This window comes from Spirosoma oryzae (genome assembly GCF_003002825.1).
Classification (GTDB): Bacteria; Bacteroidota; Bacteroidia; order Cytophagales; family Spirosomataceae; genus Spirosoma; species Spirosoma oryzae.
Genome location: NZ_PVTE01000003.1, coordinates 1 through 14,402, shown reverse-complemented (window position 1 = coordinate 14,402; position 14,402 = coordinate 1). Strand labels below are relative to the sequence as shown.

Genomic DNA, 14,402 nt, shown 5'->3' with positions numbered 1-14,402 from the left:
CTAGGTACCTGGCACTACCGTCACGATAACCCGTTTGTAGCGGGTCAGGGCGGGGGTGCCTTTGTCGGTTACCTGTAAAATGAAATGAATGGTTTGCGGGCTGTCGACCGACGGGGCTGTGATGGGCAGGTCGTACAGGTTAGGCGCGTAGGGTCGGGTGCTGACCTGACCGGGATACGTACCCGCTTCCGGGTACTGAAACCACAGATAACTCATCGAATCGCCGTCGGGATCGGTGGTACCGCTGGCGTTGAGGTGAAACGTCTCGCCCGACGTCACCGTGAACGAATCGGGCGTGGCCAGCCGGGGTACGGGCGGGTGATTGCCGGCCGAATACGCTCTGGTACACCACGCCATGCGCGCGGCAAAATCGTGCTGAACCGCCTGCCGCCACCGCCAGATCGTCGCCTGCGGACTGCCGTAGCGTTTTTTGTCCAGCCCCGTCACCGAGTCGGCGGTGTTGGTCCAGATCGGGCGCGTTTCGGGTTCGTCGCGGGGCCAGTTCTCACGCCGGAACGGGCCGGTGTTGGAGTCGCGGAAGTCGGGTTTGTAGAGCGCATAGCGCCCGCCCCAGCCGCCATAGTCGGGCCGCTCGGGATTGTTCAGGCCGTTTGAAATCAGCCCCAGAAAAGCCGGACTGTCACCTTCCATGCCATAGGCCACGTCGGGATAGGCGGCCCCCAACGGACCGTGCCCCTGCTGAACGTACGTCGCCAGCCAGTCGGCCGAGGTAACGGTGCCGTTCGAGCCGGGAAAGGGAAACGACATGCCAAGCCAGGTGGCGTCGGCGTAGTTGTAGCCGGGTGTTACGACGTAAAAGATGGCTGGAAACATCTTGCGTATCCAGGGGCCGGAATCGTCCTGATCGGAGATCGTATAGATACGGATTTTCTGGTACAGGCGACTGGCGTTGGCCGGTGTTTCGGTCTGCTGAATGGTCCAGAGCGCCTGCGCCAGTACGTTCGGACCACCCCAAACCGAAAACCAGACCGGGCGTGGGTCTGCCTGTTTCAGCACCCGGATAATCCAGTTCGAACCTTCCGAATTGTGCCCGGCCCCCACGCCCGCCATGCCGTACACCGGCAAGCCCTGCTTTACCTTCGTCAGCAACTGTTGGGCGGTCGGAAAGCCGGGTGCGTGCTTGAGCAGATTGGGCTGCACCTTGCCGTAGGCCGACAGAATGTTGCGGATGCTCTCCGGCGCAACGCGGCTTTTCTGGTGAATCGACGTCGTCGCAATCAGTCCTTCGACGTCCCATTCGTTGGCGTAGGTCAGAAAGCGAATCATCGACTGGGCATCGTCGGGGTCGGCTTCAATGTCGGTCAATACAATAACGCGTCGCTTCGTTGATGGCTGGGCCTGGATGGCCTGATAACTCAGGGCGAGGAAGAGGAGCAGTAATGGGAGATGATGTTTCATCGGTGGGGCGTTGGCTGGATCTTGCTACAGCGTAGAGACAAAGCCCACGTCATACTACCCATGTATGGCGGTATAAGTACTCAGATAACTCACTGGCTCGGCGATACAGCAGGACGCTCCCTAAGGAGTAGCTGACCACTTTTTTGTCATCTCAACGCCAGGAGGGATCTTCAGAAGGAACATAAAACTATCCTGCTACCGAAGATCCCTCCTGGCGTCGGGATGACAGAAAAACGTACCTAGACGTTGCCGTAAAGCGCTCTTACCAGGGGCTGATGCCGGTGTCGGGGGCGTTGTCGTCGCTGTAGAACTGACCCGTCGGGCCGTCCGGTCCCAGGGTGGCGGCTTTAACCACGCGAGCAGCCGCATCGGGTACTGTACCCGGTCCGGAGTGATGGTTAAAATCCGTCGCGGTATAGCCCGGATCGACGGCGTTTACCTTGAACGGCGTATCGCGCAGGTGGTTGGCGAGGGCAATGGTGTAGGCGTTGAGGGCTGCTTTCGACGCGACATAGGCCGCTGGCGTAATACCGTAATAGACCCACGACGGATCACTCTGCCGGGTGAGCGACCCCAGTCCCGACGTCACGTTGACGATGCGCGGCTCCGGCGACTGGTGCAGCAGATCGGCAAAGGCCTGCGTGACCTGAATGACACCGAAGAAGTTGGTGTCGAGCACCTGCCGGAACTCGCCGAGGTCGGTGGCCAGTGGGCCTGCCGTTATACTGCCGGAAATCCCGGCGTTGTTCACAAGCACGTCCAGCACTGTTGTTTTCTGACCCAGTTCGTCGCGGGCCGACTGAACCGAGTGTAGGTCGTCGACGTCGATCATGATGGGTTCGACCTGTGGCAGCCCGTCGGCCCGCAACTGATCGACAGCCTGTTGCCCCTTCGTCAGGTCGCGGCTACCCAGATACACGTAATAGCCGAGCTGAAGTAATTGCCGGGCGGTTTCGAAGCCGATACTTTTGTTGGCTCCCGTTATCAATACCGTTTTCATATAGTTAAGTTGGTAACGGGACAAAAGTACAGGGCTGGCGGCACCCGGCTGGCGCACATTCTACGGCATTACTGGTACATTTTACGGCTATTGCTGCGGTACTCGGCTGGCGTCAGGCCGGTTTCGCGCTTGAAGAACCGACTGAAATACGAGGCATCGGCAAAGCCGAGGGCATCGGCAATTTCTTTCAGCGCCTGTTGGGTATGAAACAGCAGCCGCCGGGCTTCCAGAATCAGGCGGTCGTGAATGTGCTTGATGGCCGGTTTGCCACTTTGCTCTTTTACGACCTCGCTCAGATACCCCGCTGACAGATTGAGCATGGCCGCGTACTCGCTTACCTCGTGTACGTGCCGAAAATGGGTGTCGACTTTCGCCCGGAATTGCTTCAGCAGGAGGGTATTGGCGGAAGTCTCGGTCGCTGGGAACTGTTCGGTATACAGGCGGCTCAGGTAAGTGAGCAGTACCGTCAGGTACGCGCCGAGTATGCGCTGCTGCCAGTCGCCGGGGTGCCGGTACTCCCGGCTGATCTGACTCAGCATGTCATCGACGAAGCGAACGTCCGCGTCCGTGAGCCGCAGTTCGTGTTCGTTTTGCGGATTCTGAATCAAGGGCAGGTTGCGGAGCGACGCGTTTTCCGGAAGCGACAGAAATTCCGCCGTGAAGGCGATGCCGTCACTCCACACCTGACGCAGGTCTTCCTTGACGATCACCTGCTCGGGACCGACAAAATAAATGGTATTGTCCTGTAGTACATAGGGCATCATGTCGATCCATTGCCGCCCGACCGCGTGCCGGACGAGCACCAGCAGGTAGTGGTCTTTCCGATGCGGGATGAGCAGTTCGGACAGATTGGCCATACTGCCCTCGTAATGGTATAGCCTGAACTGCGGATGCCCGACTTCATCCGGTTCCAGCGGGTAAACCGGCACGGGCACGCTGGCGTTGCGTACTTGCATAGCTTAAAGCTAGGCATTTACCGGGTATGTCCGGCAAGTGGCCAGCAACGGTATCGTGCGGAAACCTTATCCACCACCCGTAGAACCTGGCGTAGCGAATAATGAAACCGCCCCAGTACAAGTGACGCTTACCTGATCGAGGCTACCCGGTGAACGGATCAGGGCCAGTACGGAGGCATTCCTGCCGGTCAGCGTTTGGTGGCTGCTGCCGACAGGGTAATCAGTTCGTTGAACAGGCGCAGCTCGGCGGGGCGGTAGGGGGTGAAGTCTGCATGGTAGAGGTCGTGCTGCCAGACCGTGGGTTCGGGGTCGCCGGGGCGGTGCCCCCAGGGCAGGTGCGTCTGCGTTTTACCGTTGACCAGACCCCAGTGCAGACAGCCGATCCGCTCGCGCTGAAAATAAGGCAGGATCGTTTCCGGCGTCGATTGCTGGGACCGGTTCAGCCATTCGGTGCAGAGCAGGGGTCGGTTCGCCTGTTTCAGGTCGTCTACCAGCTCGGTCAGCCCCGCCAGTCTGTCGTAACAGTGAAAGGTGACGATGTCCGAATTGGCGCTGATTTCCTGCCGGAGGGCGGTATTGCTACGCTCCCAGTGCCCTACGGTAATGGGCTGACTCGGGTCGACGGCCCGCGCCCAGGCAAAGACCTTCCGGAGGAGTGGCAGGCTGGTTCGGCCCAGCCCCCCGTTGGTCGGCTCGTTGTACAGGTCCCAGATGAAAATGCGGGGATCGTCGCGGAAGGTCGTCAGGATGTCGGTTACGTAACGTTCCAGTCCGGCATGGTAGGCCGGGTCGGCGACCATCGTGTGCCCCGGACTGGGCGACCAGGCCCAGGCGTACCAGCCCGCCAGCGGCTCCGGTTGCGGACCCAGGTGCGGATTGCAGACCGTGCCGAACACACAGTCGTCGAAAAACGTCGGCATGACGCGCATCCCGTGCTGCTGGCAAATCGACAGGAACTGCGCGAAGGTCCGCTTGAAATAAGCCGGGTCGTCGGCGTACACGGCATGTTGCAGTACGACCCGGACGCAGTTGAAACCCGTCCGGGCCGCCAGGGCCAGTTCCTGCTGAATCAGTTTGGGCGAGAAACTGGTTTTATCCCACATGGCGGTGTAATTGATGGCGTTCGACGGGATGTAATTGAAGCCGCAAAACCAGGGTTGCCGCGCATACCAGTCTCTGGCGCGTTCGGCCGTCCAGCGCGGACTCACCGGCTGGGCCTGCGTAACCGTTGGTTGGCAGGTCGTTAGCAGGCTGGTCAGGCAGGCGAGTAGCAGGAGGTGTCGTCGTAGCATCGGGTCGTGGTTAGTTGGCGGGTGGCTGACGGACCAGCCGCAGGCCGAAGGACGGGCGACCGGGCTGACCGGGCAGGGCCTGAAAGCGAACGGTCAGTTTCGTTTTTCCGGCGGTCAGCGCGGCCGGGATCGGGTAAACGTGTTCCGCGAAAAGACCATCCAGCGTGGCTGAACCGGACTCGGGTAACGGTGCAGCGGTCGTGAGGGCCACCCCATCGACAAGGATGGAAAAGGCTCCCTCGCGCTGATCGCTGCCGTAATACAGGCTGCTGATGGCGACGGGATTGGTCGGGTCGCAGGCCAGGTCGACCGAGAACCAGCCCCCGTTGCGAAGGGTACGCCCTTTACGCCCGTCGACTTCGCTGACCGTCGACTGCTCACTGCTGAAGTGGTGGTCTTTCTCGGGCTGCATTTCGCCCAGCCGAACCTGGTCGATGGTGCGGGCGTCCAGGTCCTGCTGCCGTTTCTGTTCCGCTTCGTAGGCAGCCTTGCGGGTGGCCCAGCCCTGCGTCGAAAACAGGTCCCAGTATACCGTGTAGTGCTGATCGAAGAGGCTGTATAACGGCATCAGTTCGACGTCATGGGGGCGACCGACACCGGCAGTGCGAAAGGTTAGCGGCTGGCCCGCAACCGGTCGGAGCCAGTCGCCGACCGGGTGATTGTCGGTGACGAGAACGGGCAGGTCGGCAGCTGTCGGTGCTGTCTTGCCCAGCACACCGGAAAGCAGGAGCGGACCGTACAGGACCGCCACCCGCTGCCGGTTGTCGGGCAGGGCTTCGGTATGCAGACGCATGGGTATGGTCACGCGAACGACGTCGTTTGCGTTCCAGACGCGGTCAACGGTGACGTAGCTGCCGGGACGTGTGTTGACGGGGACGGGCTTACCGTTGACCGTGATTGTCAGGCCGTTTCCTGCCCAGCCGGGGTAGCGGATGCGCAGCGGGAACCGGGCCGGTCGAGTTGCCTGAACCGTCAGGGTCGTCGTTTCGCCAGCCGGGTAGGTTGTTTCCTGCCGGAGGGTCAGCCCCTTCTCGCGCCAGCTGAGGAGCGAAGGCATAAACAGGTTGACATACAGGCTACCGTCAGCGCCCCGGAAGTAGATACTCTCGGCGTATTTCGCGTGGTTTTCGAGGCCGGTACCCACGCAGCACCAGAACGAATCGAAGGGCGTGCTGACGGCTTTTCGCTTCCCGGCCTGCATGGGAGTGAAATAGCATAGCATGCCCGACTGCGGATGCTGCGACGCCAGGATATGGTTGTACAGCGCCCGTTCGTAGTAATCGACTAGCCTTGCCGACGGTTGCCAGCCAAACCGGTGCCGGGTCAGTTTGAGCATGTTGTACGTGTTGCAGGTCTCCGTGGTGTTGGGGCTGAGCTGCCGGTTCAGCCGGTCGGCGTCCTGAAAATATTCGTAGTTGCTGTTACCGCCGTTGGCGTACGAATGATGCCCGACGACCGTTTCCCAGAAAAAATCGGCCGTCGTTTTAGCCGCTTCATCACCGGTCAGTTCGTACTGACGGGCTACGCCAATCACCTTGGGGATCTGGGTGTTGGCATGCTCACCCGCCAGCGCGTCGATCTGGTTGGCCAGCGGATCGAGGATGCGGTGATGGTTGAACTTACGCGACAGCGCCAGGTACCGTTTGTCGCCGGTGATGGCGTAGACCTCCGCCAGCGACTCGTTCATGCCGCCATGTTCACACTGAAGCATGCGCTGAAACGACGCGTCGGGCATGTCGATGAACTGGGTATAGGCCCAGTCCGACAGCTTCACGACAACGGCTTTGGCCTGCTGATTTCCCGCGTAGGTGTAAGCGTCGATCAGGCCGGCCCATACCTTGTGCAGCATGTACCAGGGTACCCACGCCCCGTTCAGGTCGAAGCCCTGCGACTGAATCCGACCGGCTATGACGTCGTGCCATACCGAATCTTCCTTTGGAATACCCCCGATGTACCCCGACCGGCGGGCCTGCTGAATGGTGGCCAGTTCAGCCACGGTATACGTCAGCTTATCGAGAAACGGCCGCTCGCCCGATGCGGCATACTGAATGGCCAACGCCGATAGGTAATGCCCCAGCATGTGCGACGACCCCGAAGCCGGACCTTCCCAGCCGCCGTATAACGGGCCTTTGGGAGGCAGGCCCGCGTTTGTACGCCAGCGGTGCAGAAAACGGTCGGGGTCGAGCTGAAGCAGGTAGCGGGCATTGACCGCCATGGCCCGCTGGAAGGGACTGCCCGGCAGCAGCCGAACGTCGGCAAGCGGAAAGGGTGTAGCCTGCGGGGCAGCGACTGGATTTACCACGTACCCGTCGGTACGCTGCGCCCGTAACAGACCGGGCACCGTCAGGAGACAGACAAGAAGCAGAGACGAAATACGGAGCATAGACCGGGGCCATGAAAGAAGCAAAGTAAGGCAGCCCAATCGGCGCAGCGTTGCAGCAGATTACCGATCTCCGATACTATGTTAAAACAGACGGTTGCCGGGCGGTAGTACCCGTCGAATGGCGTATCAGCTTATACGGGCTCGCGGTTGGTCAGTCGTTTGCGGTAGGCGGTCGGGGAAACCTGCTGACTCTGCTGGAAGCGCCGGTTGAAATAAGCGATGTTGTTGAAGCCCGATTCGTAGCAGATTTCAGCGACGGTCTTGTCGCTGTTCATCAGGAGCTTACAGGCGTGGCCGATGCGAATTTCGTTGACAAATTCGGAGAAGCTGCGCCGGGTGCGTTTCTTGAAATAATAGCAGAAGGCCGGCGGGTTCATGTTCGCGATGGCTGCGGCCTCCGACAGGCTGACGTTCTGCTGAAAGTGGTCGAAGACGTACTGAAACACCCGGTTTATCCGCGCGCTGTCGGTCGGATGGCGGGTCGCCGTGAAGCCTGCGCTGGCCAGGTAGCGGTGCGAACGGAGCCCGGCAATCTGGTCGAGAATATCCAGCAGCAGAACGATTCGCGCGGCTCCCCCGGCCGTGAGCAGCTGGGTCATGCGCTCGGCAACGGTTGCCTGTACCGGCGGGGCAAGGCATAATCCCCGGCTGGCCGATTCGAGCAGTTGGTTAAGTGCGCCCATCTCGGGCAGGTTGAAAAAGGAAGCACCCAGAAAAGACGGCACGAACTGCACGACAATCGAGTGCGACAGGGGGGCGGGCTCGGGTAGTTGGTCGCTGTACCAGCAGTGCGGCACGTTGGGGCCAATCAGTACCAGGTCGCCCGCCGAGTACAGCTCGACACTGTCGCCAACCACCCGGCGGCCCTGTCCCTGCACGATATACGTCAGCTCACATTCCGGGTGAACATGGAGCGGAGCGTCGAAGATGGGTAGCTTGAATTCCCGCACCGTAAAGCTGTGGCTACCGGGGACCGTGGGGATTTTTTCGACCAGAATGCGCATGGTGGTTTTGCTAAACAGATACCAATTATAAAGACGATCGGCCCCAAGGCGCTACTATCCTTTAATAGTGTATCAGTATCCAGAAATAGAAGCGAACTGCGGGGCCGGGTCGTCGGCTACTTTTGCCACTGGTCTTTCTGACGACCCTAAACGACTTATAACACGATGATTGCTACTAAACCCACGTATCCGTCGCTACAGTCACCCTACTCCCTGTCGGCACAGGCGATTGCCGATTATCAGCAAAACGGGCATGTGCTGCTCGACCAACTGGCGTCTGCGGAGGAGGTGGCCGCTTACCGAACCGCCATCAATGTGGCCGTCGACCGGGACAATACCGAAACGCGGCCACTGGCAGAGCGCGATACCTACGGCAAGGCGTTTCTCCAGATTTTCAACCTCTGGGAGCGCGACCCCGCCGTGCGGCAGTTCACCCTGGCCAAACGGTTTGCCGACGTAGCCGCCCAGCTAATGGGCTGCGAACGCGTACGGATTTACCACGATCAGGCGCTCTACAAGGAGCCGGGGGGCGGCCGTACGCCCTGGCATCAGGACCAGTACTACTGGCCGCTGGACACCAGTCAGACCATCACGCTGTGGATGCCGCTGGTCGACACTACCGCCGACATGGGCATCATGCAGTTTGCGTCGGGCTCGCAGGCAGAGGGGTATGTCGACAAGCTGGGGATTTCCGATGCGTCGCAGGCGTACCTGGAATCGTACGTGCGGGATAATGGCTTTCCCATCAGCAGTGCCCCGGCCATGCGGGCGGGCGATGCAACCTTTCATTCCGGCTGGACGCTGCACATGGCCCCTGCGAATCAGTCCCAAACGATGCGCGAGGTGATGACCGTGATTTATTTTGCCGACGGTACCCGCGCCACCGAGCCCGACAACGACGGGCGCAGGGCTGACCTGGCGCGCTGGATGCCGGGTGTCCGGCCGGGCGAACTGGTCGACAGCTCCCTGAACCCGGTCGTGTAGCACGCACGCGGGTGGTCGGGCGATTATTTTGCTGTTATTGGGGTTGTAGCGTAGAGAATGCCGGTTCCCGTGGTAGGTTACGCAGGAACTGGTTACACAAGCAAACGCACAACGTTATGTCGCTAAAATCAGAAGAAGACCTGCTGGGGATGCAGGCAATCAGTCAGGTTGTTGCCCTGACGCTCAAAGGCATGCAGGACTACGCCCGGCCCGGCATGTCGACGCTGTCCCTGGATCAGTACGGTCGGCAACTGCTGGAACAGCACGGTGCCCGGTCGGCTCCCAAACTCACCTACGGCTTTCCCGGCTGGACCTGTATCAGCGTGAACGACGAAGTCTGCCACGGCATTCCGTCGGCCAAACGGTTTTTGCAGGAGGGCGATCTGGTCAACATCGACGTGTCGGCCGAGCTGAACGGTTACTGGTCGGATAACGGCGGGTCGTTCGTGCTGGGGCAGGATATTCATCAGCGCGGTGCCCTGGTCGACGCGTCGAAGCGCATCCTGGCCAAAGCCATCAGCCACATCCGGGGGGGCGTGCAAATCGCTGAGATTGGTCGGCTGATTGAAACGGAAGCAAAGAAAAGCGGCTACCGGGTCATCAAAAATCTGGCGGGGCACGGTGTCGGGCGGAGCCTGCACGAAGAGCCGCACGAGATTCTGTGTTACTATGACCGGACCAACAAAGGGCGGTTTCGGATGCATTCCGTGGTAGCGATCGAGACGTTTCTGTCGACCAAAGCGTCGTACGCGGAGGAGACCGGCGACGGCTGGACCCTGGTCGCCAAAGACAGCCTGGCCGTGCAGCACGAACACACCATCGTCGTCACCGACAAACAGCCCATTATCCTGACCGCTGCGAATCAGTTATGGGTCTGAGGTCGTAGTTTCGGAGATAAACTCGGTTACACCACCCATGAAACAGATATTGACCGGATTGCTGTCGTTGGTAATGACCTGCCATGCGCTGGGGCAGGACGTATCGACGTCTATTGCCAGCAACCCTGGCTTGACGACGTATCTTCTGAAAAACATCCGCTTTCCCACTGCGGCTCAACGGCGCAAAAGCGAAGGCAGGCTTTACCTGTATTTCGACGTCGACAGGCAGGGTAACATCGCGAACGCTGACGTCAAAAATCCCAACCGAATCGATACCCTGTTTGTGAACGAAGTGGTTAAGGTAAGCCGTACGATTCCGAAGCAGGATGCCCGCTACGAAGGCCAATATCTGCTACCGGTAGCATTCGCCCATGTCGAACGGGGACAGGAATACGTCGCGAAAGCGCTAACCAGGCAGGAAACACGCCTAGTAAAACGTAGCCGAAAGCGGACGCTGCTAAGCGAAATTGTAGTCGAATCGTACGGGATTATCTGCATAAAGCGGTCCCTTCTCTAAGGCGACGCTACATAAGCTTCGATCAGCGGTTGCAAGTGGGGGAGGATAGTCTCGATCTGTTCCTTTTCCTGCGCCGTCCAGTGGCGCGGGCCATCGAACATACAGGGCTGTAAGATGCCCCATAGTTGCCCGTCTTTCTGAATATGGGCGTGAATCAACGCCCGATGACCGAAGGTTTCTTCCTCGAACTGCCGGTTCAGCACCTGCGGACCAGCAGTTTCCACATCATCGACGTACACCGACGGCTTCATGGCCAACCCGGCCCGGATCAGCGGATCTTCGTTGGGCAGGTCCGTCGTGTCGGCTTGCCACTCGGGCTGAATCGTGTTTTTGGTGGGGATGTCTGCACTCCTGCGCCAGCAAAACGCCGTGCGCCCCAACTCCAATGCGGGCCGACGGACATACAAAAAACACCGGTCCGCCTGTAGCAACTGCCCCACGCAGGCGACAACCGCGTCGAGCGTGTCGCCGGGGGACTGCCCCTGCCTGATGAGTTCAGCAACCGTGTTGGCTAGCGTATCTATGGCGTTCATGCTCACCTAACCACCGAGTCATGATCGGGGTTTGGAATTTTCCAGAACCGAAGCTGCACAGCCGATGCACCAACGCACAGCCCGCACAGTATAAACGCTGAAAACACTATACTTTTTTGTGATCCCGACGAAGGAGGGATCTTCGGGAATGGCAAACAAAGCTGCTTGCTACCGTAGATCCCTCGCAGGCTCGGGATGACAAAAAGGGCACATGATGATAGAAAAACGCGTGAGTGAAAGCCCTGAAAAGGGCAGGGGTTCCAGCTAGCACGTCACGCACTTACTGAAACCCCTGTCATGGTTGGCGAACCAACGGCTATGTCGGTGCGCTGGTAAGCGCCGAAAACAGCCTAGTTCTCAACTTTCTTGGCTTCCCCGCTGATCGCGCGACCGGTAGCTTTTGTGGCTTTGGTCACGGCACGGCCGGTTGCTTTGGTCGCATTGGCGACAGCTTTTCCGGTAGCCTTACCCGCTTTACCCACGGCTCGACCCGCCGTACCCACTGCGTGTGCGCCATCGGCCACGCCGTTTTCTACTTTGTCGCCTACCTTCTTGACGTCCCGGCGGGTTTCCTGTTTCCGGGCCTCTTTGACGGCTTTATCGTCCTGTGCCATAGCACCGGTTGTCAAGGCTGCACACAGACCAAGGGCGAAGAGCATGTTCAGTTTCATAATCGTGTCGAATGATGGTGAATTGGTTTCAAGTGTATTAAAAACCCAAACACAACGACCTAGCCCCATCATTTGTTTTGACGGGACGTCTGCTTGTCCATGAGCTATCGCTCTTGCCACCCGGAATGCACCAGTCAGGAACCACGTGTAGAGCAATCCTTTTTATACAGGCAGACGCTGAATTAAACGTCTTTTTCAAAAAACAGGTAGACATACAAAGCCGTGCCGAAATTAGTCGACGTCGTCGACACCAATCTGTACCCATTAGCCATGTATTCGTCAAGCTTTTGCTGAATTTCTTCTTTCGACTTCTTCACGATATGCTCCGAGTCAAGCGTCAGCTTCGAGTAATAAATCAGTGCTTCAACTTTGCAGTCTTTCATTGAATTGGGAGTTTAATTCTTGTTCAGTTGGGCTATCCACTTGATATGACTCACTGGTACGCAAACTTCGATTAAGTTAACTTTATCTTTTGGGCTTCGCCCAACGCCAACGGGTGTTGATGGAGGGCGAGAAACTCGCCTGAACCAACGTGCATCAACCTTTACACACCCGTTTGGGTGGGCTGTCAACCTGCTGACGGGACGTGTTGCCTGTCGCACGACAACCTGCCTAATCAATAATAATACAAAACCAAGTCGTGTTCCAGTTGAATAGCCGTGTCTAACCAACCTTTAAACTCTTTATGACACTCAATCGGCAAATTGACGGCAGAAAAGTCTTTTTTTAACTCTTGCAACTTTTCAAATCTAATAAAGCTGGTAACTGGAAAATTGTCTTGAGATGGCAAGGGCAATGGGATCTCTTCAAAGTCAAAAAATAGCCTTTCTACGCAGTCAAATTTTATGGGGTAAAACGCCGAACTGGCTAAACGTGTACCGATTGCCAAAAACGACTCTCCAGGTTCACAAGCATCCCACCAAGGGTTTACTTTTTTACAAAAGAGAAGGGTGTTTCCTTTCCAGAACATCTTTTCCAAAACGTATCTGTACATACCTCCGCTCATTCTGTCGGTTCGAGTTATGTTACCCGCAACTATTTCTTCTGCCGCTTTTTTAGGCGTAATACTTTTGGTTCCTTTAAAGAGTTCAGCTAGATCTACGTGCCAATTAGCATAGATATTCATGCTTTTGAGAATGGCGGTGGTCTTTACGCCATAAACGTATTTCTCGAATAACTCCCATTTTACTGTGTATGCTGTAACTCCGTAAGCCATAAAAATTTGAATGGGATAATTGTTGTTGCCTCTTGTTGCCCGGAACTTTGAAGTGGAAGCATAAAAATACCCTAGCTGCGGCCTACCGCTTTGTGGACCGAACGCTGGCGCTCACACACTGCTTTGGCATTCCACCCAACGCCCGAAAGGGCTGATGGTGCACTCGTTACTTGCCTGAACGCACGTAGCCCCGACCCTTACACCCTTTCTTGTTTGGGATGAATGCTTGACCCACTGGCGTGCTGCCTGTCGCATGAGCGATGGTACAAGAACAAAACATCTTCCAAACCTTACCAAATGCAATTCACATGAACGGAATAACAAACAAGCTTTGGTAATATCCAAGTTATGTTAGCGTTTGCCCCATCTAAGCAATGGCTACTGTAAAGTTTTGGGTTAAATGGGTTTGGCTGTGTTTTGTTAGATAGGAGCTTCCAAAGGCCATCCCCAATCAAATGACCACGTGTTTTGTAATTAACTTTACTTACTTTCACAGAATCTCTAACGAACTGTGTGTTGTAATCAACTCTTTCAATTTCATAAGCAGTATCTCCTACCAAAATTGAGACCGCAGAAAAGTTACAGTTTACACAAATGTTGTCAAAATATTCAACCAATATCAGCGTGTCTTGTCTGGACTCAACATCGATTTGATATTTGGCTTTTAACGTCTCAAAAAAAGCTTTCCTAAATTTACTCTCCCTGACAATTTGCTTTTTGAACCTTAATGGTCGGTTGTTAGGGCGACTTTCGGTAACTGTCCTTTCAATATTTGTTATTGCTCTACTGGTGCAACCTGTAAGTAAAAGAAGAACAGTCAACGAAAGTGTGCTTTTCATACACAAATACATTTTCACCTTCCATCTGGAGCGGTTGGTTTGTCAGCCGAGACTCGAAATGCAAGGCCAAGATCAGCCTTACCGACTCGTTTCCTATGTCGACCGAAGCCGCCCAACGAACCAAACAGTCCTACTTGGGGACGCCCTTTCTGTCGCACGCAAGCCCACAAACGAGCACTATTTTGTGGCCGATGCACCCAACGACCACAGGGGATGATGGCCCAGAGGTTGCTTCAAACCAAAAACGTAGTATCTGCCTTTACACCCCTGTTTGGTTGGGCTGCCCCGCCGTCCTGACCGGTGAGCATCCTGTCGACAGAAAGCTACCCCATGCGGAGCGTACATAACACATAAATCCGTTTTATTAAGCCTCTTTTTGTCGAGCTTGCAATCGTCTGGCTTTGTATAATAATACAAGTCTCTCTATTACAAAGCCATAAAACAAACAATTAATGAAAAGTCCAATAAAAAATGGAGTCCAACCATGTTGATTGTACTGGTAGTAGTCAAATATGTAATGGGTTGGAAAACGAAAAATATAATACAATTTTTCAAGTGTTTTAATGATGATTCCATCACCACCGGTTCCTTCTTCAATTGAAACCGCTGCTACTAAGAACGTGTTGGGGAATTAAGTTTGGTAATGATCTTCGATACGCTGTAACATGATCTGGCTGTTGGCCAGATATAGCCAACTGGCCGAAGAAGAT

At 56.5% G+C, this 14,402-nt stretch carries 14 protein-coding genes; 3 read left to right on the top strand and 11 right to left on the bottom strand.

Annotation, left to right across the window (positions count from 1 at the left end):
- From CLV58_RS03935 to CLV58_RS03910, 6 genes are all read right to left on the bottom strand, one after another.
- Positions 1 to 1,419, bottom strand: a complete 1,419-nt coding sequence (locus CLV58_RS03935) for a DUF1593 domain-containing protein (protein WP_106136482.1) — start codon at positions 1,417 to 1,419, stop codon at positions 1 to 3.
- 262 nt (positions 1,420 to 1,681) lie between these two features.
- Entirely contained in the window at positions 1,682 to 2,419 is a 738-nt protein-coding gene (locus CLV58_RS03930) for an SDR family oxidoreductase (protein WP_106136481.1), read from the bottom strand.
- A 68-nt stretch (positions 2,420 to 2,487) separates the two neighbouring features.
- Complete coding sequence (locus CLV58_RS03925) at positions 2,488 to 3,375, bottom strand: helix-turn-helix domain-containing protein (RefSeq protein ID WP_106136480.1); 888 nt, start codon at positions 3,373 to 3,375, stop codon at positions 2,488 to 2,490.
- Positions 3,376 to 3,563: 188 nt separating this feature from the next.
- On the bottom strand, positions 3,564 to 4,667 hold the full coding sequence (locus tag CLV58_RS03920; RefSeq protein WP_106136479.1) for a cellulase family glycosylhydrolase: 1,104 nt from the start codon (positions 4,665 to 4,667) through the stop codon (positions 3,564 to 3,566).
- A 10-nt stretch (positions 4,668 to 4,677) separates the two neighbouring features.
- Positions 4,678 to 7,050 (bottom strand): glycoside hydrolase family 127 protein, encoded by a 2,373-nt coding sequence (locus tag CLV58_RS03915; RefSeq protein ID WP_106136478.1) that lies wholly within the window; start codon positions 7,048 to 7,050, stop codon positions 4,678 to 4,680.
- A 131-nt stretch (positions 7,051 to 7,181) separates the two neighbouring features.
- Positions 7,182 to 8,054 carry an AraC family transcriptional regulator gene (locus tag CLV58_RS03910; RefSeq protein ID WP_106136477.1) on the bottom strand — a complete coding sequence of 291 codons (873 nt, stop codon included), beginning with the start codon at positions 8,052 to 8,054 and terminating at the stop codon, positions 7,182 to 7,184.
- A 165-nt stretch (positions 8,055 to 8,219) separates the two neighbouring features.
- Between CLV58_RS03910 and CLV58_RS03905 the strand changes: the two genes are divergently transcribed.
- The 3 genes from CLV58_RS03905 to CLV58_RS03895 all read left to right on the top strand — a co-directional run bounded on the left by CLV58_RS03905 (position 8,220) and on the right by CLV58_RS03895 (position 10,433).
- Entirely contained in the window at positions 8,220 to 9,038 is an 819-nt protein-coding gene (locus tag CLV58_RS03905; RefSeq protein ID WP_106136476.1) for a phytanoyl-CoA dioxygenase family protein, read from the top strand.
- Between the two features lie 116 nt (positions 9,039 to 9,154).
- A complete protein-coding gene (gene map, locus CLV58_RS03900) occupies positions 9,155 to 9,916 on the top strand; it encodes a type I methionyl aminopeptidase (RefSeq protein WP_106136475.1) in 762 nt (253 codons plus the stop codon).
- A 37-nt stretch (positions 9,917 to 9,953) separates the two neighbouring features.
- Entirely contained in the window at positions 9,954 to 10,433 is a 480-nt protein-coding gene (locus tag CLV58_RS03895) for an energy transducer TonB (RefSeq protein ID WP_106136474.1), read from the top strand.
- Here CLV58_RS03895 and CLV58_RS03890 read toward each other — a convergent pair.
- The 5 genes from CLV58_RS03890 to CLV58_RS03870 form a co-directional block, all read right to left on the bottom strand.
- Positions 10,430 to 10,966 (bottom strand): GAF domain-containing protein, encoded by a 537-nt coding sequence (locus tag CLV58_RS03890; protein WP_106136473.1) that lies wholly within the window; start codon positions 10,964 to 10,966, stop codon positions 10,430 to 10,432. The two genes, CLV58_RS03895 and CLV58_RS03890, sit on opposite strands and share 4 nt — an antisense overlap.
- Before the next feature lie 350 nt (positions 10,967 to 11,316).
- A complete protein-coding gene (locus CLV58_RS03885) occupies positions 11,317 to 11,637 on the bottom strand; it encodes a hypothetical protein (protein WP_106136472.1) in 321 nt (106 codons plus the stop codon).
- 182 nt (positions 11,638 to 11,819) lie between these two features.
- The gene (locus CLV58_RS03880) at positions 11,820 to 12,020 is read right to left on the bottom strand and encodes a DUF4177 domain-containing protein (RefSeq protein ID WP_106136471.1); all 201 of its coding nucleotides are present in this window, start codon (positions 12,018 to 12,020) and stop codon (positions 11,820 to 11,822) included.
- 233 nt (positions 12,021 to 12,253) lie between these two features.
- Positions 12,254 to 12,853: a DUF7691 family protein gene (locus CLV58_RS03875; RefSeq protein ID WP_106136470.1), complete on the bottom strand. Its 600-nt coding sequence runs from the start codon at positions 12,851 to 12,853 to the stop codon at positions 12,254 to 12,256.
- A gap of 290 nt (positions 12,854 to 13,143) precedes the next feature.
- Complete coding sequence (locus CLV58_RS03870; RefSeq protein WP_146141350.1) at positions 13,144 to 13,692, bottom strand: hypothetical protein; 549 nt, start codon at positions 13,690 to 13,692, stop codon at positions 13,144 to 13,146.
- Positions 13,693 to 14,402: the final 710 nt, after the last annotated feature.